Source organism: Gemmobacter megaterium (assembly GCF_900156815.1).
In the GTDB taxonomy this organism is placed as follows: domain Bacteria; phylum Pseudomonadota; class Alphaproteobacteria; order Rhodobacterales; family Rhodobacteraceae; genus Wagnerdoeblera; species Wagnerdoeblera megaterium.
In genome coordinates this window covers 335,446-356,197 of the sequence record NZ_FTOT01000003.1, presented here as the reverse complement: position 1 = coordinate 356,197, position 20,752 = coordinate 335,446, and the positions used below count along the sequence as shown (strand labels likewise).

At 64.1% G+C, this 20,752-nt stretch carries 22 protein-coding genes; 18 read left to right on the top strand and 4 right to left on the bottom strand.

Features of this window, described 5'->3' with window-relative positions; translation table 11 throughout:
- The 3 genes from BW970_RS10295 to BW970_RS10285 are packed head-to-tail and all read right to left on the bottom strand — an operon-like array spanning nt 1 to nt 3,527.
- The gene (locus tag BW970_RS10295) at nt 1-924 is read right to left on the bottom strand and encodes an ABC transporter permease (RefSeq protein ID WP_076530872.1); all 924 of its coding nucleotides are present in this window, start codon (nt 922-924) and stop codon (nt 1-3) included.
- Nucleotides 925-933: 9 nt separating this feature from the next.
- Entirely contained in the window at nt 934-1,905 is a 972-nt protein-coding gene (locus BW970_RS10290) for an ABC transporter permease (RefSeq protein ID WP_076530870.1), read from the bottom strand.
- Nucleotides 1,906-1,961: 56 nt separating this feature from the next.
- A complete protein-coding gene (locus BW970_RS10285) occupies nt 1,962-3,527 on the bottom strand; it encodes an ABC transporter substrate-binding protein (protein ID WP_083701223.1) in 1,566 nt (521 codons plus the stop codon).
- A 276-nt stretch (nt 3,528-3,803) separates the two neighbouring features.
- Here BW970_RS10285 and BW970_RS20740 point away from each other — a divergent pair, with 276 nt between their 5' ends.
- The 4 genes from BW970_RS20740 to BW970_RS10275 all read left to right on the top strand — a co-directional run bounded on the left by BW970_RS20740 (nt 3,804) and on the right by BW970_RS10275 (nt 5,705).
- Nucleotides 3,804-3,941 (top strand): hypothetical protein, encoded by a 138-nt coding sequence (locus BW970_RS20740; RefSeq protein WP_159441432.1) that lies wholly within the window; start codon nt 3,804-3,806, stop codon nt 3,939-3,941.
- A gap of 12 nt (nt 3,942-3,953) precedes the next feature.
- Nucleotides 3,954-4,103 carry a hypothetical protein gene (locus BW970_RS20735; RefSeq protein ID WP_159441431.1) on the top strand — a complete coding sequence of 50 codons (150 nt, stop codon included), beginning with the start codon at nt 3,954-3,956 and terminating at the stop codon, nt 4,101-4,103.
- 85 nt (nt 4,104-4,188) lie between these two features.
- Nucleotides 4,189-5,343, top strand: a complete 1,155-nt coding sequence (locus BW970_RS10280; protein ID WP_076530867.1) for a thiolase family protein — start codon at nt 4,189-4,191, stop codon at nt 5,341-5,343.
- Complete coding sequence (locus tag BW970_RS10275) at nt 5,340-5,705, top strand: Zn-ribbon domain-containing OB-fold protein (RefSeq protein ID WP_076530864.1); 366 nt, start codon at nt 5,340-5,342, stop codon at nt 5,703-5,705. Before BW970_RS10280 ends, BW970_RS10275 begins: the two co-directional genes overlap by 4 nt.
- Before the next feature lie 184 nt (nt 5,706-5,889).
- On the opposite strand, the gene BW970_RS10270 is transcribed toward BW970_RS10275, so the two are convergent.
- Nucleotides 5,890-6,594, bottom strand: coding sequence for a TetR/AcrR family transcriptional regulator (locus tag BW970_RS10270; protein WP_076530861.1), 705 nt, complete (start codon nt 6,592-6,594; stop codon nt 5,890-5,892).
- A 130-nt stretch (nt 6,595-6,724) separates the two neighbouring features.
- Here BW970_RS10270 and BW970_RS10265 point away from each other — a divergent pair, with 130 nt between their 5' ends.
- From BW970_RS10265 to BW970_RS10200, 14 genes are all read left to right on the top strand, one after another.
- Nucleotides 6,725-7,468 carry an SDR family NAD(P)-dependent oxidoreductase gene (locus tag BW970_RS10265; RefSeq protein WP_076530858.1) on the top strand — a complete coding sequence of 248 codons (744 nt, stop codon included), beginning with the start codon at nt 6,725-6,727 and terminating at the stop codon, nt 7,466-7,468.
- An 11-nt stretch (nt 7,469-7,479) separates the two neighbouring features.
- Nucleotides 7,480-8,682, top strand: coding sequence for an acyl-CoA dehydrogenase family protein (locus BW970_RS10260; RefSeq protein WP_076530855.1), 1,203 nt, complete (start codon nt 7,480-7,482; stop codon nt 8,680-8,682).
- A 33-nt stretch (nt 8,683-8,715) separates the two neighbouring features.
- Nucleotides 8,716-10,302 (top strand): AMP-binding protein, encoded by a 1,587-nt coding sequence (locus BW970_RS10255; RefSeq protein ID WP_076530852.1) that lies wholly within the window; start codon nt 8,716-8,718, stop codon nt 10,300-10,302.
- A 4-nt stretch (nt 10,303-10,306) separates the two neighbouring features.
- A complete protein-coding gene (locus BW970_RS10250; RefSeq protein ID WP_076530849.1) occupies nt 10,307-11,092 on the top strand; it encodes a 2-keto-4-pentenoate hydratase in 786 nt (261 codons plus the stop codon).
- Between the two features lie 374 nt (nt 11,093-11,466).
- Nucleotides 11,467-12,234, top strand: a complete 768-nt coding sequence (locus BW970_RS10245) for an IclR family transcriptional regulator (RefSeq protein ID WP_076530847.1) — start codon at nt 11,467-11,469, stop codon at nt 12,232-12,234.
- A 464-nt stretch (nt 12,235-12,698) separates the two neighbouring features.
- Nucleotides 12,699-13,850 carry a TRAP transporter substrate-binding protein DctP gene (dctP, locus tag BW970_RS10240; protein ID WP_076530844.1) on the top strand — a complete coding sequence of 384 codons (1,152 nt, stop codon included), beginning with the start codon at nt 12,699-12,701 and terminating at the stop codon, nt 13,848-13,850.
- Nucleotides 13,851-13,981: 131 nt separating this feature from the next.
- Complete coding sequence (locus BW970_RS10235) at nt 13,982-14,515, top strand: TRAP transporter small permease (protein WP_076530841.1); 534 nt, start codon at nt 13,982-13,984, stop codon at nt 14,513-14,515.
- A complete protein-coding gene (locus BW970_RS10230) occupies nt 14,508-15,815 on the top strand; it encodes a TRAP transporter large permease (protein WP_076530838.1) in 1,308 nt (435 codons plus the stop codon). Before BW970_RS10235 ends, BW970_RS10230 begins: the two co-directional genes overlap by 8 nt.
- 256 nt (nt 15,816-16,071) lie before the next feature.
- Nucleotides 16,072-17,352 carry an LLM class flavin-dependent oxidoreductase gene (locus BW970_RS10225; protein ID WP_076530835.1) on the top strand — a complete coding sequence of 427 codons (1,281 nt, stop codon included), beginning with the start codon at nt 16,072-16,074 and terminating at the stop codon, nt 17,350-17,352.
- Complete coding sequence (locus BW970_RS10220; protein WP_200799283.1) at nt 17,349-18,128, top strand: alpha/beta fold hydrolase; 780 nt, start codon at nt 17,349-17,351, stop codon at nt 18,126-18,128. Before BW970_RS10225 ends, BW970_RS10220 begins: the two co-directional genes overlap by 4 nt.
- Nucleotides 18,129-18,137: 9 nt before the next feature.
- The gene (locus BW970_RS10215) at nt 18,138-18,965 is read left to right on the top strand and encodes an alpha/beta fold hydrolase (protein ID WP_076530832.1); all 828 of its coding nucleotides are present in this window, start codon (nt 18,138-18,140) and stop codon (nt 18,963-18,965) included.
- Between the two features lie 23 nt (nt 18,966-18,988).
- Nucleotides 18,989-19,672 (top strand): 3,4-dihydroxy-2-butanone-4-phosphate synthase, encoded by a 684-nt coding sequence (ribB, locus tag BW970_RS10210; RefSeq protein WP_083701208.1) that lies wholly within the window; start codon nt 18,989-18,991, stop codon nt 19,670-19,672.
- 27 nt (nt 19,673-19,699) lie between these two features.
- Complete coding sequence (locus tag BW970_RS10205) at nt 19,700-20,464, top strand: SDR family NAD(P)-dependent oxidoreductase (RefSeq protein WP_076530829.1); 765 nt, start codon at nt 19,700-19,702, stop codon at nt 20,462-20,464.
- A 12-nt stretch (nt 20,465-20,476) separates the two neighbouring features.
- The gene (locus tag BW970_RS10200; RefSeq protein ID WP_076530826.1) at nt 20,477-20,746 is read left to right on the top strand and encodes a YciI family protein; all 270 of its coding nucleotides are present in this window, start codon (nt 20,477-20,479) and stop codon (nt 20,744-20,746) included.
- Nucleotides 20,747-20,752 lie beyond the last annotated feature (6 nt).

Below are 20,752 nucleotides of genomic sequence, written 5' to 3'. Positions count from 1 at the left end.
TTACCTCAGTCTAGGATTGAGCGCATCGCGCAGCCAGTCGCCCAGCAGGTTGACCGACACCACCAGCAGACACAATTGCAGCACGGGAAAGATCACCATCCACCACATGCCGGAAAACAGATACTGGTTGCCGAACCGGATCAGCGTGCCAAGGCTGGGCTGGCTGGGCGGCATACCGATGCCAAGAAAGGACAGCGTCGCCTCGGTCAGGATCGCCATGCCGAAATTCAGCGTGGCGGCGACCAGAATGGGGGTCATGGTGTTGGGCAGGATATGCTTGAACATGATCCGCCGGGCCGGGACTTTCAGCAGTTGCGCGGCTTGAACATATTCCTTGCGCCGCTCCACCGATGCCTGTGCACGCACGGTGCGGGCGTATTGCACCCAGGCCGACAGGCTGATCGCCACGACCAGCACGGCCCCTGCCCCGATGTCGCGCAGCTCCGGCGGCAGGCTGGCGCGGGCCATCGCGGACACAAGCATGGCGATCAGGATCGTCGGCACCGACAGCAGCACATCGCCCACCCGCATCAGCACGTTGTCGGTGATGCCGCCGAAATAACCGGCCGCCAGCCCCAGCCCGATGCCAACCACCAGCGACAGCGCGACGGATCCGATGCCGATCACGATGGAGATCCGCGAGCCGTAGAGCACCGCCGACAGGATGTCGCGCCCCTGGTTGTCGGTGCCCAGAAGAAAGGGCCATTGCCCGCCCTCCATCCAGATCGGCGGCAGTTCGGCATTCCACAAATCCAGCGCAGCCGGATCATAGGGGTTCTGCGGCGTGATCCACGGTGCCAGAATGGCGGTCAGCACCAGCACGCCCAGCAGGATCGCGGCGCCCATTGCCGCCTTGTGCCGGGTAAAGGACCACCACAGGTCCGACCGGCGCAGTCGCAGGAAAAGTCCGGGTTCAGCAGCCATGGTGCCCCCTTAGCGGTTCGCGTCGCGCAGGCGCGGGTCGATCACCGCATAGGTGATGTCGACAATGGTGTTCAGCGCCACGAAGATGAAAGAGACGATGACGAGATAGGCCGCCATCACCGGAATATCGACGAATGTGACCGCCTGGATGAACAGCAGGCCCATGCCCGGCCACTGGAACACCGTTTCTGTCACCAGTGCAAAGGCGATCAGCGAGCCGATGTTCATGGCCGTCATCGTAACCACCGGCATCAGGCAGTTGCGCAAGGCGTGGCGAAAATGGACCCGCCAGGCAGGCACGCCGCGCGCCCGCGCGAATTTGACGAAATCCGACCGCAGGGTTTCCAGCATTTCCGCCCGCACCAGACGCATGACCAGCGTGATCTGATAGAACGACAGCGCAATGGCAGGCAGGATCAGCGCGACGCGCCCCGAATGGGTCAGCAGGCCCGTGCTCCACCAGCCCAGATCCACCACTTCGCCACGGCCAAAGGCGGGCAACCACCCCAGGGTGACGGCAAAGGCCAGGATCAGCAGAATCCCGATGACAAAGCTGGGCAGGGACACCCCGATGATCGACACGAACTGCACCGCTTCGGAATACCATTTGCCCCGGTGGATCGCCGTCATGACGCCCAACGGCACCCCGACCATCAGCGAAATGAGTGTTGCCAGCAGAACAAGCTCCATCGTCGCTGGAAAACGTTCTGCGATCAGCGCCATCACCGATTGCTGATTGCGATAGGAAATCCCGAAATCGCCTTGTACGGCATTGCCGACAAAGCGGGCGAACTGCACCAGAACCGGCTGGTTCAGGCCCATCCGCTCGCGCAACTCGTCGCGTTGTTCGCTGGTGGTCTGTTCATTGACCATCAGCTCCACGGGGTCGCCCACGAAGCGGAAGATCATGAAGGCCATCAGCGATACGGCAAGCATCACCATCGCGGCGTTGGACAGGCGTTTGATCAGGAAGGCAAGCATCGGATCCTCCGTCGACAAGAGGCCGGGCCACCCAAGGGGCGGCCCGGCACATGGGATCACTTGATGCGGGTCAGCCAGTGGCGCGGCTTGTTGTCGGCCTGCTGGAGGACATACTCCACCTTGCTCGACACGGCCCAAGCCATCGGTTGCTGGTGCAGCGGCACAAACAGCATCTCGTCGCGCGCGCCCTTGAGGACTTCGGTCTGATAGCCAAGGCGGGTATCACGATCCAGTTCGACAGCGGCCTTGTCGATCAGGGTGTCCCATTCGGGATATGACCAGTTGCCCCAGTTGAACACGCCCGCCGTGCCGGATTTGGAATGCACGGTCTGCACAAGGATCGAATAGCTGTCCAGCATCGGCTCGTTCGCCCAGCCGAAGATGAACATGTCCGCATCGCCCTTGGTCAACTTGGGCATCTGGTTGGCGCGCGGGCCAATGTCCAGCGTGGGTTGCAAGCCGACACGTGTCAGCATGGACACCACGGCCGAACAGATTTCCTCCTCGTTCACCCACAGGTCATAGGAGCAGGTAAGCTGGAAGGCAAAGCCCTCGGCCCCCGCCTCCTTGATCAGCGACCTGGCCAGATCGGCGTCATAGTCGATGGGCGCATCCAGCGCGGCGTCATATCCGGGGATCTGCGGCGCGACCAGCGTGCCCGCCACGCGCGAGGCGCCACGCATGACCCGCTTGTGGATCAGCTCCGCGTCGATCGCATGGGCCACGGCCTGACGCAGTTTCAGCTCGTTGAACGGATTGGTGCGGCCATCGGCCAGTTCAGGGCGACGGTTGAAGCCGAACATGATGGTGCGCAGGGCGTTGCCTTCGATGACCGTCACATTGTCGGCGGCCTTCAGGCGCGGCAGATCCTGCACCGGGGCGCCTTCGACAAAGTCGATTTCGCCGGACAAGAGTGCGGCAACGCGGGTCGCTGCCGAGGCGATGGGGGTAAACTCGATCCGGGTCACGTTATGGGCGGGCGTATCCCACCATGCTTCGTTGACCACCATGCTGGTGCGGGTATCGGGCACGCGCTCGGCAATCTTGAACGGTCCGGTGCCATTGGCGTTGAAGGTCGCATATCCCTCGACGCCTGCGGTGACGTCGGTCGGTTCTTCGCTGTTGTTCGCCTTCAGCCAGCCGGCATCGAAGATGAAGATATTGGTCAGGTCGTTCAGCAACAGCGGATAGGCGCCGGTCAGTTCGATGTCGATGGTGTGATCGTCGATCACCTTGGCCGACTTGTAGGCAGGCAGATTGCCCCGCAGCGGCGACTTTTCATGGCTGACCCGCGCCAGCGAGGCCATGACATCCTCTGCGGTAAACTCCGCGCCGTCGTGGAACGTCACGCCCTTGCGCAGGTGAAACCGCCAGACGGAGTCGGACATCATCTCCCAGCGCTCCGCCAGGGCGGGCTGGATTTGCAGGTCGGCATCATAGCGAACCAGTCCCTCGTACACATGGTTCAGGAACGACAGCGTGAAGGTGGAGCCATAAGAATAGGGATCAAGCGAATTGAGGTCGGTGGACCCGCCCCAACGAATGGTTTCGGCCGAAGACAGGCCAGCCGACAGGCACAGGGCCGCCGCGCTGATCATCAGGCTAGAGGATTGGGCCTTCATGGTCATCTCCTGTTGAGTCGTTTCTTGTTGATGCGCCGCGCCCGTCTGCTGGCAACACGGCTTGCGAGGGCACGATGCGCGATCTGGGGCACATGCGTCAACGATATTGAGATTATATTTTACAAGATTGCAAACAATCTTGTTGAATGCCCGTTCTTGCGGCACCTTCGCGCACAGCTGGACGTTCGCGCGCCGCCGCTGTGGTGCTGGACAGCACCCGTCGCAGCGACCGCAGAGGCCGGAGATTCGCGCAGAATGCGTGACAGGTGGCGCCGGATGGCCCCGGATACCCATGGCGCACCATCGGGTGACAATGGCCTGAGGACCGGCCTACGCGGCAGGTCGCGGCCAGCGCAGGATGTGATTTCGGATGATCTGGGGTTGCGGCGCGACTGGCTTGGCCGCTACCCATGACGGGGATGGGCATTGCGCCATGCGATCCGTCAGGTCTCGTTGCGGCGGGCGCTTTTGGGCCTTGCCGCAGCGGCCCTGCAAGAGGCGGTCGCCTTGTTCGAAACCTGCCTGCGCAACCGCACCGAGCATGGCGAAGATACCGGAGGCACCGATCTGTCATGACCCCGACCGACCCGCACGGACCACACCGGATGACCGTTGCCAAACCCGGCCGCACGCCTGCGCCACACCCTGACCGGAGACCACAATGACCGCCGCCTATATCGCCGGGGTCGGGTTGACCCCATTCGGCCGCCACGACGGGGCGGATACGCTGGATCTGATGACCCGCGCCGCCCAGGCGGCGCTGGACGATGCCGGGCTGGAACGGGCCCAGATCGACGGGCTGGTCACGGGCTATTCCACAGCCATGCCGCATCTGATGCTGGCCACGCTGTTCGCCGAACATTTCGGGCTGCGGCCCAGCTATGCCAATGGCCTGCAACTGGGCGGGGCAACCGGCGCGGCGATGGTGATGCTGGCAAAGTTGCTGATCGCCTCGGGCCAATATTCCAGGGTGCTGGTCGTGGCCGGAGAAAACCGGCTGACCACCGAAGGCGGCCGCGATCAGGCCATCCGCACGCTGGCACAAGTGGGCCATGCGTTCCACGAGGTGCCGTTCGGGGCGACGATTCCAGGCTACTATGCGTTGCTTGCCTCGCAGTATCTCGGGCGGCATCCGGGGACAGAGCGTGATCTGGCAGAGATTGCCGTCTTCATGCGGCGGCAGGCGCAGGCGATGCCCGGCGCCCATCTCACCGCGCCCCTGACCGTCGAGGACGCGCTGGCCTCGCGCCTTGTGGCCGCGCCGTTGCGGCTGGCCGATTGCTGCCCGATTTCCGATGGTGCGGCGGCACTGGTCATATCGGCGGCGCCCGGACCGCATGGCGCGGTGCGCATCGCAGGCGCCGGGCAGGCGCATCGGCATCAGCATGTGTCGATGGCGACCGACTGGCACAACTTTGGGGCCGCCGATGCTGCCGACCGGGCCTTTGCCGAAGCAGGACTTGCGCGCGAGGATGTAGAGGTTCTGGGCATCTACGACAGCTTTACCATCACCCTCGCCATGCTGCTGGAGGAAACCGGCTTTGCCCCGCGCGGGCAAGCGGGCCGGCAGATCGCCGCAGGTGCCCACGAGGCGGGTGGAGTGCCGCTGAACACCCATGGCGGGCTGTTGTCCTACGGGCATCCTGGTGTCGCGGGGGGCATGGCACATCTGATCGACGTCACGCGCCAGATGCAGCGCCGCGCAGGCCCACGTCAGATGCCGGGGCCGGGGCGGGTCGGTTATGTCCATGCCGATGGCGGGGTGCTGTCCGCCCATGTCGGGCTGGTTCTGGCAACCGAGGGAGCGGCGGCATGAAACATCTGGAAACCCATGTGGCGCAGGCCACTGCACGGGGCGAGATCGCCTATCAGCACTGTCCGGCCTGCGGTCATACGCAGGCGCAGGCGCGCCCCTTCTGTCTGGCTTGCCTGCGCCCCGATCCCGATTGGCGGCTGGCCCGTGGCACCGGAACGGTGGTGGCCCATACGATGCAGTATCGCGCGCCAACCGACGACTGGCGCAGCCGCGTACCCTATGGTGTCACGCTGGTCGATCTGGACGAAGGCCCCCGCGTCATGGCGCTGGCCGAGGGCGCGCTGAATCCAGGCACCCGCGCCATCCTGTGCCCCGGCGGGCGCCATGCCCTGCCGTGCTTCAAACCTGTCGAAGACGGCTGAGCCCTGCCGCCTTGCGCGACCCTGCGGGGATTGCCGCCGCTGCTGGCGTTGTGGCTGGCTTGCGAGGCGGGCGCCTTGCGGTTTGCCGGGACATCAAACCGCCGATCATGACCCCGCAGGGCAGATCGGTGACCGATAGGCGGGCGGCGCGGCCAAGCCGCTGGACGGGCAGACGCCCGTCACATCAGCCCTTGGTGGCGCAGGCTGACAGAACGATGTCCTGCACCGTGGCGATATAGGTTTCGATGCACACGCCCCGGCGGTGGTATTTGGCGCGCTTGACATACCACTCCTGCAACAACGGCTTGATCAGCGCAGGCAGCAACGGCGAAGTTTCGGGCCGGAAACACCCTGTGTGCAGGCCCCGCGCAATCACTTCGGCAAAATAGCGTTCTGTCTGGATCTCGCTGTCCACCGCCTGACGGCGTTCGGACGGGGGAAAGCTCTTGGCCTCCATGAAGGCAAAGACGAACCATGGCAGCATGGTTTCGGTCAGATGAAGGTGACTGTCGATCAACCACATCAGATGTTCGCGCGGATCCTGCGCCAGATGGTCGGGCGGGCTGGCCAGAACGGCTGTGACTGCGGCTGTCACCTCGGACAGGATCATGCGCAGAAGCGTCGTCTTGCCATCGAAATAGGCATACATCCCCCCCATCGACACACCCGAGGCGGCAGACAGATCCCGCAGGCTCATGGCCTGAAATCCTTGCGAATTGGACAGTTCCAGCGCGGCGGTGACGATTCTTTCCAGCTTTGGCAGGGCAAAGGCGGTCTTTTGCACCCGGATGGTGGCGCGGTTGCGCTCCAGCATCAGGCGGCACAACGCATCGGTGGTGTAGGCCCGCGGGTCGTTGGGCGGCGGGGTGGCGATGGGCTGGTCGGTCATGTCGGCTCTGCTGCGGCGCGGGATCGGGATAGGGCGGCGCGCCTTTTGGCGCAACATCCTGCTTGCCACGGTTTGCAAATGATGTGTAGAAAATAAATCGAACGCTCGCTCGATAAAAGGCTGACATCCCATGACCGACCTGACCGGACGCCGCGCGCTTGTGACCGGGGCCTCTTCGGGCCTTGGCCGCCACTTTGCGCAGGTGCTGGCCGCCGCCGGGGCCGAGGTGACAGTGGCCGCCCGACGCGCCGATGCCCTGGCCGAAACCGTGGCGCTGGTGGCGGCGCAGGGCGGCACGGCCATGCCGGTCGCGCTGGACGTGACCGACACGGCCTCGGTCGCGGCGGCCTGCGGCGGTGCGGCCTATGACATCGTGATCAACAACGCTGGCATCGCGCTGGACGGTCCCGCGCTGAAGATGCCCGAGGAGGACTGGTCCAGGGTCATCGACACCGACCTGTCCGGCGTGTTCCGCGTGGCGCAGGCGACGGCAGCGCGGATGGTGGCCGAAAAGCGCGGCGGCAGCATTGTCAACGTGGCGTCCATCGTCGGGCTGCGGGTGGCGGGCAACCTGTCGGCCTATGCGGCGGCCAAGGCCGGCGTCGTGCAACTGTCCAAGGCGCTGGCGCTGGAATGGGCACGGCACGCTATTCGGGTCAACGCGCTGTGTCCCGGTTATATCGAGACGCCGCTGAATTCCGCGTTCTTTGCCGGTGAGGCCGGGCAGGCCCTGATCCGCCGCATTCCGCAGCGCCGTCTGGGCCAGATGGCCGATCTGGACGGGCCGCTGCTGCTGCTGGCCTCGGACGCCGGTGCCTACATGACCGGCACGGCCATTGCGGTGGATGGCGGGCATCTGGTTTCCTCGCTCTGACAGGACATATCATGGATTTCACCATTCCCCCCCGCATCGAGGATTTCCGCGCCCGCATCGCCCGGTTTGTCGAGGATCATGTCCTGCCACTGGAATCCGACCGTTCCGCCTATGACGCCCATGGCAATATCGCGCTGGAACCGCTGGACCGGCTGCGCGCGATGGCGCAGGCTGAAGGGCTGTGGTGCCTGCAACTGCGCCCCGAGACCGGCGGTCAGGGGCTGGGCCGCATGGGCATGGCCGTGTGCTATGAGGAGATGAACCGCTCGATCTTCGGCCCTGCGGTGTTCAATTCGGCCGCGCCGGATGACGGCAACATGATGGTGCTGGAACAGGCCGGGACCGAGGATCAGAAGGCGCGCTGGCTACAACCCATCGTGCAGGGCAAGGTGAGGTCGGCCTTTGCCATGACAGAACCGCATCCGGGCAGCGGGTCGGATCCGTCGATGATGCTGACACGCGCCGAACGGCGGGGCGACCGCTATGTGATCCACGGCAGGAAATGGTTCATCACCGGGGCCGAGGAGGCGGCGCATTTCATCCTGTTGGCGCGCACCTCGGACGATCCGCGCACAGGGCTGACAGCTTTCCTGCACCACCGCGATGCCCCCGGCTGGCGGATCGACCGCCGGATCGACATCATGGGCCCCGAAGAACATGGCGGCCACTGCGAAATCACCTATGACGGGCTGGAAGTGCCGGTCGAGGATGTGCTGATCGGCGAAGGTCAGGGCCTGCGGATGACGCAGATGCGCCTGGGCCCGGCCCGGCTGACCCACTGTATGCGCTGGCTGGGGCTGGCCAAGCGCAGCGTGGAAATCGCACAGGACTATGCCGCCAGACGCGAAGGGTTCGGCGTGCGGCTGGCCGACCGTGAAAGCGTGCAGGTGAAGCTGGGCGATCTGTCGATGCAGATCGAAATCGGCCGCCTCTTGGTGATGAAGGCCGCCTGGGAACTGGACCGCGGCGGATTTGCCCGGCGCGAGGTGTCGATGGCCAAGGTCCATGTCGCCAACGTGCTGCACAAGGCAGTGGATACCGCCATCCAGATCAACGGCGCGCGGGGCTATTCCTGCGATACGGTGCTGGAATGGATCTACCGCTATGCACGGCAGGCCCGGTTGGTCGATGGGGCCGACGAGGTGCATCAGATGGTGCTGAACCGCGAGATGACCAAGGCAGGCCGCGATTTCTGGCGGTGGGGGGTCGCCTGACCCGCTGCAACGCCTGAACACGGAAGGGAGGCCATGTTCGACGATCCGCATCTTGCCGCACGCGCGGCCAATCACCAGCCGCTGACACCGCTGGATCTGCTGGACCGCACGCTGGCCGTGCATGGCGCCCGCCCGGCGGTTGCCTGGCGCGACGATCTGTGGACCTGGGACCAGTTCGGCGCCCTGATCCGGCGCATGGCCCATTGGCTGGCAAGCCAGGGTGTGGGCCGGGGGGATGTCGTCTCGGTCATGCTGACCAACCGGCCTGAACTGCTGGCCGCGCATTTCGCCGTGCCCGCACTGGGCGCGGTCCTGAATGCGTTGAACACCCGGCTGGACGCAGACGAGACGGCCTGGATCCTGAACCATGCCGGATCGCGGCTGGTGATCTGCGAACCGGCGACCCTGCCCCAACTGGCCGCCGCACAGGTGCCGATGCATGTGGTGCCCGAAACTGTCGATGGCACGCAGGGGCTGAACCTGTTCCGGGGCGCAGATGCGCCGCTGGACTGGCGTGCCCATGTCGGCGATGAATGGCAGCCCATCGCGCTGAACTATACTTCGGGCACCACGGGCCGCCCCAAGGGTGTGGTCTACACCCATCGCGGGGCCTGCATGAATGCCTTGGGCAATGTGTTGGCGCTGGGGCTGAACACCGACAGCCGCTATCTGTGGACCTTGCCGATGTTCCACTGCAACGGCTGGTCACACACATGGGCCGTCACGGCGGCGGGGGGCCTGCATGTATGCCTGGACCGCGTGGACCCCGATCTGATCCTGTCAGAGATCGCCCGCCATGAGGTGACGCACATGTCATGCGCCCCCGTCGTCCTTTACATGATGCTGCACGCCGCCAAGGCCCCGCCCCCTGTGCGGGTCAAGGTGGCCACCGGCGGCGCCGCGCCGACGCCTGCGTTGCTGGAGGGGATGGAGGCGCTAGGGTTTGATCTGATCCATCTGTACGGCCTGACCGAAAGCTATGGGCCGGCCACCCTCAACGATCCCGGCCGCAACGCCCCCGGCACCATCGCGGAACGGGCCGAGATGTTGGCGCGGCAGGGAAAGCGGCATGTCACTGCCTCTTGCCCGCGTGTGGTGGATGATCAGGGCCAGGACGTGCCTGCCGATGGTGAAACGGTGGGTGAAATCGTGCTGCGCGGCAATACGTTGATGGCAGGCTACTACCGTAACCCCGAGGCAACAGAGGCCGCCTTTGCCGGTGGGATGTTCCGCACCGGAGATTTGGCGGTTATCCATCCTGACGGGCAAATCCAGATCCGCGACCGGGCCAAGGATGTGATCATCTCGGGTGGCGAAAACCTGTCGAGCCTGGAGGTGGAGAATGTGCTGCACAAGCACCCTCAGGTGCTTATCGCCGCCGTGGTGGCCGCACCGCATCCGAAGTGGGGCGAAACGCCTTGGGCGTTTGTCGAGGTGAAGCCGGGTGAGACACTGGATCCCGATGGGCTGGATACCTTTTGCCGGGCGCATCTTGCAGGGTTCAAGCGGCCCCGGCGCTACGTCTTTGGCCCGCTGCCCCGGACGGCAACCGGCAAGATCCAGAAGTTCGCCCTGCGCGATCAGGCGCGCGCCATGGCCGCCGAAGCCGGACAGGAGTAACCATATGACCAACCGTTTCACCGCTTCGGCCCGCTGGTTGCGCGATCAGCATCGAATGGGCGCCCGGTTTGTGCCCTTTGCCCGCGAAGCCGGCGCCACCGCGTTGCCGGACGCCTACAGCTTGCAAGAGGCCCATGTGTCGGCGCAGCAATCGGATGGGCTTGGCGACATCCGGGGGTGGAAGATCGGCCTGACCTCTGCGCGGATGCAAGCCATGTGCGGCATCGACCAACCCGTCGCAGGCGCCGTGCTGGACAGCCGCCTGCATCGCTCTGGCGCGACCATCCGGGCCGCGTACCATGGCCGGCTGGGGCTGGAGTTCGAGATCTGCCTGCGGATGGGCCGCGATCTGCCGCCGCGTGACACACCCTATACCGCGCAGGAGGTCGCAGCGGCGATCGATGCCGCAGCGGCAGCGATCGAGATGGTGGACGACCGCAACTGCGACTACACGACGCTGGATGTCGAGTCCTTGATCGCCGACAACTCCTGGAATGCCGGTGTGGTGCTGGGCGATTGGGCGGCGGTGCCGGACGATCTGGGCGCAAGCGAAGGGATCGTCACGCTGAACGGCGCCCAACTCGACCGGGGTTTCGGCCGCGATGTTCTGGGGGGGCCGCTGATACCGCTGGAATGGCTGGCCAATCACCTGTCCACCCGCGGACGCGGGCTGTCCAAGGGCGATCTGGTCATGACCGGCAGCCTGATCCCTACGCAATTCCCCGGCCCCGGCGCCTGTTATGATTTCTCTGTGCAGGGGATTGGTACGGTGGCCCTGAGCATCGCTTGACGGGCCAGCCAGCCGCCCAGGATCGAACCGGCGCAGGACCGCATCCGGCACGATCCGCGATCCAGATGCCCGTTGTTCACCCGGACCCCCGCCGCCATGACCACAAAGGAGACCACCCGCCAGAACCCATCGCAATCAGCCGCATCTTACCACATTATGGAACGACCTCCCTTTCGGATGATCCGCAAAGGTAGGCTGTGCTGTGGGATTCGAGCTTGAGCGCGACGCAATGTGCAATATCACGATGGCACAAGTAGATATTTAACACGCGACCAGCAGATCCAGTCCCGCCCCACATGCGTACATGTTCCGCAGCACGTGACACTGCGCGGAATTGGCGCTACACATTCCACGATGTAAAAATAGGGGGCGGCATGGACAGGGAAGAAGCACCACAAGGCGCCCAACTGATCTCGCGCGCGGCAGAGGTGTTGCGCGCAATACCCCGCGGCGCGCCAGATGGGCGTCGCCTGCGCGACATCGCCGCCTCGACCGGCCTGACAGAGCCGACCGTGCGGCGCATCCTGCTGGCGCTGATTCACGAGCAGTTTGTTGTACAGGATGCAGACTCGAAATTCTACCGGCTGGGCCCACTTGCCTTTGAGCTTGGCCTGGCATCGGGCTTTCATGCCCGTGTGGTCGAGCTTTGCCGTCCGCACCTGCGCACGTTGACCTCGGATACCGGCGATACCAGCTTTCTGGCGCTGCGCACGGGCACCGAAACCGTCTGTCTGGACAGGGCCGACGGATTGCAGCCCATAAATGCTAAGGTCGCCGAGATTGGAGAGCGTCTTTTGCTGGGCGTCGGCACCGGCGGCGTCGCCCTGCTGGCCGCCATGCAGGACGCCGAGATCGAAGAGATCCTGGCCACCACAGCCTATGCCCAATCGCCAGTGCCCCCCGATGAAATTCGCGAGCGCATCGCCAGAACCCGCGCCTCCGGGTTTGCCGACATCGCTGACAAACCCATTGCCGGGGTGCGCGGGATCGGCCTTGTCGTCCCGACGGTTCGCGGATTGCCCACGCTGGCGCTGTCGATTGTTGCGACACATGACAGACTGAACGCGGACCATCTGGCCCGCATCCTGCCCATTCTGCGGATGACGGCAGAGCGGGTGGGCGCGGCGCTGGATCTTCCCTGATCCATTGCGGGGCGGCGGCGAATCAACCCGCGAGCCATTCCACATTATACACGCGATCTCGCACGTCAGCCTGGCGACGCGCCCTGCCTGGATCGGACCCAATCGCCCGGTCGCATCGCCGCCGCGCGGCTGATTGTGCGACCGGACACCTGTTGAATGGCATTGCGACCCATGCCAGCAAAATTGCTGCATGGTGGATGCGACATATTTCTTGACAGGGCGCCACAGCGCATCGCACCTTAGAGATATCCACTATGTGGAGTTTGCGGGCGACGTCAGGAAGGATTGATGCCTGTAGTTTCCACAAGGGACACATGCGGGATACGACAAGGCCCCGCATCGCCAGCAGGATGGAGCCCGCACTGGCGGGGACCGTCGAAAGAACACCGGACCGACCAGACCTGAGCGCCCATGCGCCAGATCGGCAAGGACACCGGACCCACCAACACCCAGGGAGGAAGACAATGGCAACAAGGACATGGCGCACTGGCGCGATAGCGGTTTCCGTAGCGGCAACGCTTGGCATGACCGGCGCAGCATCGGCCGAGACGCTCAAATACGCCTTCGGCTATGCATCCGCATCGACCGTTGGCATCGCAGCGGATGACTACGCCGCCGCCGTCAAGGAACGATCGGGGGGCGCCGTCAGTATCCGCAACTTTCCGATGTCGCTGCTGAGCCTGGCCGAAACCGGACCCGGCCTGCGGGATGGCATGGCCGATATCGGCTATGTCGTGGCCGCGCTGACGCCCAAGGACTTTCCGCGCTACATGCTGATGCAGGATTTGCAGCTGATGGTGAACCTGCAAGAGCCACGCGGCAAGGAAAGCGTGGCCTATGCCGGGGCGGTCATCGAATACACCCTGACCAAATGCCCGGAATGCCTGTCGGAGTTCCAGGGCCAGAACCAAGTCTACATGGGCGGCGCCACCAGCTCGATCAACATGTCGCTGTGCACCAAGCCGGTGCGGACACTTGACGAACTGAAAGGCATGAAGATTCGCGTCAGCCATGCCGTGGTGAGCCGCCTGTTCACCGAACTGGGTGCAACGCCGGTCTCCTTCCCGGCCAACGAGTCCTACGAGGCACTCAGCCAGGGCGTGGTGGACTGCACTCAGCTTTCCCTGCCTGAACTGACGAACATGAGCCTTGCCGACGTTGTGAAAGCGGTCACCGTCGATCTGCCCGGCGGCTTGTCGTCGAACGTGGCGGTGAACAACATCAACCTCGATGCCTGGCGCAAACTGAACGACGATCAGCGCGCCGCCCTGCTGTGGGGCGCCAGCCAGATATCCGCCGACATCACCTGGGGCTACTACGCCGATGCGATCACCAACGAAAAGGTGGCCGCCGACGCCAATATTTCCCTTGTGAACGGCGATGCGGCCGCCATGGAAAAAATGCGCGAGTTTGCCCGGAACGACCTGCCCGGCACGCTGGAGGGCTACAAGACCACCTTTGGCGTGGCCAATGCAGAGACCATCGCGTCGGAGTTCCAGGACATGTATGCCAAATGGCTGGATCTGGTCGAGCCGGTCGAAAGCCGCGATCAACTGCGCGAGCTGTTCTGGACCCAGATGTTCCAGAACGTCGATCCCAAGACCTACGGCATGTGAGGCGCGGGCGGCGGGGCAAGCGTGCCCCGCCATCATCGCAAATCGTGCGCGGCAGGCCCCTCGACCAGAACCGGCTACCGCGACGCGCTTGGGGGAGAGCAATGGGAACAATTCGCAAGACGATACGATACATGACCGGGGCCATGGGCTTTCTGGGATCGGCACTGGTCATTCTGCTGGTGCTGCATGTGTCTGCCGATGTGATCCTGCGCAACGTCTTTGGCTACCCGATCGCGGGCACCATCGAGGTGGTGTCTATGGTCTACATGATCGGGATATGCTTTCTGCCGCTGGCGCTGGCAGATGAACGCGATGCCCATATCTCGGTCGAGGTGCTGACAGAGCTGATGCCTCCGGGTGTCGTGCGTTGGCTGATCATCGCGGGCACGGCCCTTGGCATTGTCGTGATGGGCTTCCTGTGCTGGCGCACCTGGCTGGAGGCCGTGGTCCAGTATCGCAAGGGCGCGGTGATGATCGTGGCCGGACGCGACCCCATCATCACCTGGCCCAGCTATTTCCTGCTTCCGCTTGGCTTTGGGCTGTCCGCGCTTGTCTGTGTCTGGAAAATCTTCTGCCAGATGACCCGCCGACCCTTTGGCCCCGGAGACGACGCATTGCCTGCTGGCATGGAACTGGTCGCCAAGGATAAGATCGAAAATGTCTGAAATCGAAATCGGCCTGTATTTCGTCGTTTTCCTGATGACCCTGATCCTGCTGCGGATCCCCATCGGCTTTGCGCTGATTGCGGTGTCGTTCTGTGGGATCTGGGCGCTGATGGGCTGGCGGATTGCCTGGGGCTCTCTGGGGATCATCCCCTTTCATTTCGCCTCGAACTGGGTGCTCAGCTCGGTGCCGGCGTTCCTGTTCATGGGGTTCATCTGCTATCACGCCAAACTGACAGAGGGGCTGTTCACCGCGGCGCGGGTCTGGCTTTCGGGCCTGCCGGGCGGGCTTGCGGTTGCCTCGATCTTTGGCTGTGGCGGGTTCGCCGCCGTGACCGGATCATCGGTGGCCTGTTCGGCGGCGATGGGCAAGATCGCCGTGCCCGAGATGACGCGCTACAATTACGATCCGTCACTGGCCACCGGCACGGTTGCTGCGGGCGGCACCATTGGCGCACTGATCCCGCCGTCGCTGATCATGATCCTGTATTCGGTGATGGCACAGGCGCCCGTCGGCAAGCTGTTCCTTGGCGGGCTGGTCGTCGGGCTGATCACCGTGGCGGCCTATGTCACGATGATCATCATACGGGTCAAGCTGAACCCCAGCCTCGCGCCCCGTGTGACCGAACATTTCCCGCTGTCGGTCAAGATGGCGGCGCTGGGAAAGACTGCGCCGATCCTGCTGATCATCATGGGCGTCTTCGGCGGATTGTTCAGCGGCCTGTTCACCCCGACCGAAGCGGGGGCAATCGGTGCCTTTCTGTCCTGCATCGTGGCGTTGATATCCGGGCGCCTGAGTCTGGACGTGATCCACAAGGCATCGGTGGAGACCATTGTCACGACGTCTTCGATTCTGGTGATCGCCGTAGGGGCCAGCCTGCTGACGCGGTTCCTTGCGCTCTCTGGCTCCGGGGATGCGCTGTCGGATGCGATTCTGGGCATGGGCGCCCATCCGCTGATGATCATCTTCGGAGTGGCCCTGATCTATCTGCTGCTGGGCATGTTCCTGGAGCCGGTTGGCGCCATGATGCTGACATTGCCCGTCGTGCTGCCCATCGTGAACGAGGCTGGCTACAGCGCGATATGGTTTGGCGTATTCCTGACCAAGCTGCTGGAAATCGGCATGTTGTCGCCTCCGATCGGAATGAACGTGTTCGTCATCAAGGGCGTCGTGGACAAATCCATCTCGTTGGGAACCATCTTTCGTGGGGTGTCCTGGTTCATCGGATGCGATCTGATGATCGTCGCCTTGGTGGTGGCATTTCCGGCGATCATTCTGTTCTTGCCAAACCTGGTGGGCTGACGGCGCTTCTGCGCCAAAGGTGCGGCGCCAGCATATGGCGCCCAACCAAAACTCCACAATGTGGCGATACACGGGATGGATTTCCGATGCGCGCCTGTATTTATCCACATTATGACGCAATTTCCGGCGATACACGTGATTAATTGTTGACTTGCCCGCATATCTTGTCGAGCATGACTTTAGAGACAGCCACAATGTGGAAGTTTGGTCGCCATCCATCGAGACTGACGACCATGCGCACAAGGGAGGAAACGCCTTGAAACTTCATTGGTTTGCCGAAGCCAGCTACCCGGAACTTCCGCCCGATTTCCGGGCCAGCGGGGAATCAAGCTGGGTCACGACCCCGATCAGCCGCTGCGAACCCGGCGTTGTCGGCGACATGACACGCATGTTCATCCGCCTGATGCAGCAGGCCGACCGCGAAGGGTTCGACGGGCTGGCGATGAACGAACATCACCAGACCCCTTTTGCGCTGACGCCCTCGCCCAATCTGCTGGCAGCGACGCTGGCCAATACCACGGAAAATGCCGCGCTGCTGATCATTGGGGATTCGCTCGCGCTGTATAATCCGCCGGTGCGGGTGGCAGAGGAAGTCGCCTGGCTGGACTGCCTGTCGGATGGCCGGGTGATCTCCGGCTTTGTCTTTGGCACGCCGATGGACACGCTCTATTGCTATGGCGTGTCGCCCACCGAACTGCGCGAGCGGTTTCACGAAGCGCGCGAGCTGATCCAGAAAGCCTGGGAGGCGCAGGAGCCCTTTGCCTTCAACGGCAAGTATACCAAGCTGCGCTATGTCAACCTGTGGCCCCGTCCAGTGCAAAAGCGCCCGCCGATCTGGGTGCCGGGGTCGGGCAGCGTCGAGACTTGGGATCTGGCGCTGAAGAATGACTATTGCTACGGCCAGTTGTCGTTCTCGGGCCTGCATTCCGCCAAACCGCTGGTCGATGCCTGGTGGAACTATGCCGAAGAGAACGGGTACGAGATCAACCCCCACCAGTTGGCCTTTACCCAGTTGATCTGCTGCGCCGAAACCGACGCCGAGGCAGAGGCGAAGTATTCCGATGCGGTGAAGTACTTCTACCGCAACCGCTCTGTCCATCCGGGGTTCGAATCCGGCCCTGGGTTCCGCACGCAGAAATCTGTACAGGCCATGGCCGCCTTTGCCGCCGAGACCAACAAGAAGCTGCCGCCCGAGGAAAAGGCCCGCGCCAATGCCGGCGAGATGGATTTCTGGGACTATGACAAGCACGGCTTCATCATCGCCGGATCGCCCGAACGGGTGCGCCAGCGGATCGAGGACATGGCCAAGGAACTGCGCGTCGGCCAACTGATCGCTTGCCTGCACATGGGCGATCTGGACGAGGAAACCGCCGCCATGAACACCCATCTGGTCGCCACCAAGGTGCATCCGCATCTGCGGAGCCTGTGGTCCGAATATGAAGATCGCTGGACCCCGCCCTCGGTGCGGGCGGCCCATGCGGCGCAAATGGCAAAGACCGCGGCCCAGCCGCTGAAAGTGGCGGGGGCACGGGCATGATGCAGGCCGTTATCGACACACTGAACGGCACCCCGGTACGCGCCTGGAAAGGTGGCCAGGGATCCAGGCCACTGGTCTATCTGCACGGGTTCGAACAGCACCCCGGTGCCGCAGCGTTCCTGGGCAAACTGGCCGAGACCCGGCCGGTCCTGGCGCCGGAACATCCCGGCTTTGGCGCGTCGGGCGGCGCATCCGGCATGACCGGCATTCTGGATCTGGCGCTGCATTACCGGCAGTGGCTGGAACCGCTGGTTCAGGCCCATGGCCCGGTCGATCTGATGGGGCACTCGCTCGGCGGCATGTTTGCGGCCGAAATGGCAGCGATCTTTCCGCATCTTGTGCATCGGCTGGTGCTGGTGGATGCCTATGGCCTGTGGCTGGACGATACGCCCATGCCGGACCCGTTTGTCATTCCCGCCCCCGAACTGAATGCCGCCAAATGGGCCGATCCCGCCAAATGGGCCAAATCCGAACCCAACAGCCATGATGGGGCACCCGCCGAATATGTGTTCTATCGCAGCGCCAATCTGGGCGCCGCCTCGCGGTTCATGTGGCCGATCCCGGACCGGGGCCTTGCGCGTCGTCTGCCGTTGATCCGGGCACAAACGCTGGTGCTGCATGGTGCGCAGGATGGTCTGGTGCCGCCGGTCTATGCCCAGGCCTTTGCCGATGCCATTCCGGGCGCGACTGTGCAGTTGATCGACGGGGCAGGCCACTTGCCGATGATCGAGCAAGAGGACCAGTTCCTTGCGGCCGTCCGCAGCTTCCTGGCCTAGGGGGCGCACATGTCGGATGCCGAACCACAGCGCGGCAGGGCACGGGTCAACGGGGTTGAGCTCAGCTATGAAATCGGCGGCACCGGCCCGACGCTGGTGCTGATCAGCGGGCTGGGCCAGAATTCGCTGGCCTGGGCCGGGGTTGTCGACACCCTGCGCAAGCAGTTCCGTACCCTGGTGTTTGACAATCGCGGGACGGGGCAAAGCGATGTGCCGACCGCCCCCTGGACCATCGACGACATGGCCGATGACACGGCCGCCCTGATCACACATCTGGATCTTGGTCCGGCGGCCGTGGTTGGCTGGTCGCTGGGCGGCTCGGTCCTGCAATCGCTGCTGATCCGGCATGGCGATGTCCTGCGGGCGGGCGTGCTGCTGAATGCCCTGCCCAACTACACCACGGTGCAGCATCGCTGGCTGGATGCGCAACTGGCTCTGCGGCGCAGCGGTGTGTCGGCCGAAGCCATGGTGACGATGACCCTGCCCTGGGCGCTGTCCTCGCTGATCCTGTCGGACCATGACCGCACCGCGGCGCTGGTCGATGCCATGGTGAAAAACCCCTGGCCGACCGGACTCGACGGCTATGCCGCACAGGCGCAGGCGATCCGCGACTATGATGCGCGGCCCGGCCTGCCCGGTGTGACGACCCCGACCCTGGTGCTGGTGGGGGCCGAGGATATTCTGACCCCCATCGCCCAGTCGAGTCAGATTGCCAGCCTGATCCCCGGCGCCGACATGATGGTGCTGGGCAAGGGCGGGCACAGCATGGTGCTGGATTTCCCGCACGAGGTTTTGCGCGCCATCACCGGCTGGCTGACCCGCCAGCCCACCCCCTGAGACACGAACCGAAAGCCCGATCCATGACAGCGCACTCCGCCTGCCCCTTGCCCGCCATCGTTGCCCATGCTGCCCCGCCGGGTTTGCGGGCTGCGCTGGACGCCTTTGCCAAGGGCGCCATGCTGATCGTCACCGATGACGATGGCCGCGAGAACGAAGGCGACTTGATCATGGCCGCCGTGCATTGCCGACCGCAGGATATGGCGTTCATCGTACGCCACACCTCGGGCATCGTCTGCGCACCGCTGATGCCCGAAATTGCCGCGCGGCTGGACTTGCCGCCGATGGTGGCACGCAATGATGCGCCCTTTGCCACGGCCTTCACGGTCAGCGTCGATTGGCGCATGGGCACCACGACCGGCATTTCGGCCGCCGACCGCTGCGCCACGGTGCGCGGGCTGGCCGACCCCGACAGCCGCCCGGCGGATTTCGTGCGGCCCGGCCATATCTTTCCGCTGGTCGCCCGGCAAGGCGGCGTGCTGGAACGCGACGGACATACCGAAGCGGCGGTAGACCTGTGCCGGCTGACCGACCTGCCCCCGGTGGGGGTGATCTGCGAATTGGTCAACGATGACGGCACGGTGATGCGGGGCGACGATCTGGCCGCCTTTGGTGCCCGCCATGGCCTGCACCGGATCACCATTGCCGACCTTATCGCCCTGCGTCGCACGCTGGAGGCCGGTGCCGCCGCCATTGCCGCGCAATAACCACCTGCATTCTTCGGGGAGGAAGATATGCTGCTCAAGGACAAGATCGCCGTCATTTCCGGCGGAGCAAGCGGCCAGGGTCTGGCCAGTTCCCGCCTGTTCCTGACCGAAGGCGCTCGCGTGGTCATCGTCGACTGGAACGCCGAACAGGGGGAAAAGGCGGTGGCCGACCTGTCCTCGCTGGGGGATGTGCGCTTTGTCGCCTGCGATCTGGGGCAGGAACCCCAGGTCCGCGCCGCCTGCGACCGCATTCTGGCAGAGGTCGGCACCCCGCATATCCTGTTCAACAATGCGGGCATCGGCTATTCGGAACATGGCCGGTTCAAGATGGCCAGTATCTTTGACACCCCGCTCGAAGACTGGGACGCGATCCTGCGCATCAACCTGACGGGTGCGTTCCTGATGACGAAATACCTCGGCGAGCCGATGCTGGATCGCAAGGCCGGGTCGATCATCTTCAACACCTCGATTGCCGGTGTGGTCGGGCAAAAGAACATTGATGCCTATACCGCCAGCAAGGGCGGTCTGGTATCGCTGACCCGCGCGCTGGCCCATTCGCTGGGCGAACATGGCATCCGCGTCAACGCCATCGCTCCAGGCACCATCGACACGCCGATGATCCGCCCGGTTCTGGATCAGGCCAGCACCGCCGAACGGCTGGCGGTCATCCCCCTGCGCCGGATCGGCACGCCCGACGATATCGCGGGACTGGCGCTGTTCCTGGCATCTGACCATTCCGCCTATGTCACCGGCCAGATCATCGCCTGCGATGGCGGCCGCGTCGCGATCTGAAAGGGAAGCTTCATGCTGTTCGCCTGCCCCAGCACCTACAAGAAAGACATCCCGGCCGAGGTTCTGGCCGCCCACCGCGACTGGTTGAAGGCCGCTGTTGCCAGTGGCACAGTGATCTCCGCCGGCCGGCGCGACCCGGCAATCGGCGGGCTGATCCTGCTGCGCGCCGAAACCCGCGCAGCGGCCATGGCCCTGCTGGCCGAAGATCCGTTTGTCACGGCAGGGATCGCTGACTACGATCCGATGGGATTCACCCCCTCGATCGGCGATCTGAAAGGCTGATACCCC

Bases quoted from the DNA above. Each gene is read 5' to 3' on its own strand.
- BW970_RS10295 (WP_076530872.1), bottom strand. From the start codon at position 924: ATGGCTGCTGAACCCGGACTTTTCCTGCGACTGCGCCGGTCGGACCTG.
- BW970_RS10290 (WP_076530870.1), bottom strand. From the start codon at position 1,905: ATGCTTGCCTTCCTGATCAAACGCCTGTCCAACGCCGCGATGGTGATG.
- BW970_RS10285 (WP_083701223.1), bottom strand. From the start codon at position 3,527: ATGAAGGCCCAATCCTCTAGCCTGATGATCAGCGCGGCGGCCCTGTGC.
- BW970_RS20740 (WP_159441432.1), top strand. From the start codon at position 3,804: ATGGCCCCGGATACCCATGGCGCACCATCGGGTGACAATGGCCTGAGG.
- BW970_RS10280 (WP_076530867.1), top strand. From the start codon at position 4,189: ATGACCGCCGCCTATATCGCCGGGGTCGGGTTGACCCCATTCGGCCGC.
- BW970_RS10275 (WP_076530864.1), top strand. From the start codon at position 5,340: ATGAAACATCTGGAAACCCATGTGGCGCAGGCCACTGCACGGGGCGAG.
- BW970_RS10270 (WP_076530861.1), bottom strand. From the start codon at position 6,594: ATGACCGACCAGCCCATCGCCACCCCGCCGCCCAACGACCCGCGGGCC.
- BW970_RS10265 (WP_076530858.1), top strand. From the start codon at position 6,725: ATGACCGACCTGACCGGACGCCGCGCGCTTGTGACCGGGGCCTCTTCG.
- BW970_RS10260 (WP_076530855.1), top strand. From the start codon at position 7,480: ATGGATTTCACCATTCCCCCCCGCATCGAGGATTTCCGCGCCCGCATC.
- BW970_RS10255 (WP_076530852.1), top strand. From the start codon at position 8,716: ATGTTCGACGATCCGCATCTTGCCGCACGCGCGGCCAATCACCAGCCG.
- BW970_RS10250 (WP_076530849.1), top strand. From the start codon at position 10,307: ATGACCAACCGTTTCACCGCTTCGGCCCGCTGGTTGCGCGATCAGCAT.
- BW970_RS10245 (WP_076530847.1), top strand. From the start codon at position 11,467: ATGGACAGGGAAGAAGCACCACAAGGCGCCCAACTGATCTCGCGCGCG.
- dctP (WP_076530844.1), top strand. From the start codon at position 12,699: ATGGCAACAAGGACATGGCGCACTGGCGCGATAGCGGTTTCCGTAGCG.
- BW970_RS10235 (WP_076530841.1), top strand. From the start codon at position 13,982: ATGACCGGGGCCATGGGCTTTCTGGGATCGGCACTGGTCATTCTGCTG.
- BW970_RS10230 (WP_076530838.1), top strand. From the start codon at position 14,508: ATGTCTGAAATCGAAATCGGCCTGTATTTCGTCGTTTTCCTGATGACC.
- BW970_RS10220 (WP_200799283.1), top strand. From the start codon at position 17,349: ATGATGCAGGCCGTTATCGACACACTGAACGGCACCCCGGTACGCGCC.
- BW970_RS10215 (WP_076530832.1), top strand. From the start codon at position 18,138: ATGTCGGATGCCGAACCACAGCGCGGCAGGGCACGGGTCAACGGGGTT.
- ribB (WP_083701208.1), top strand. From the start codon at position 18,989: ATGACAGCGCACTCCGCCTGCCCCTTGCCCGCCATCGTTGCCCATGCT.
- BW970_RS10205 (WP_076530829.1), top strand. From the start codon at position 19,700: ATGCTGCTCAAGGACAAGATCGCCGTCATTTCCGGCGGAGCAAGCGGC.
- BW970_RS10200 (WP_076530826.1), top strand. From the start codon at position 20,477: ATGCTGTTCGCCTGCCCCAGCACCTACAAGAAAGACATCCCGGCCGAG.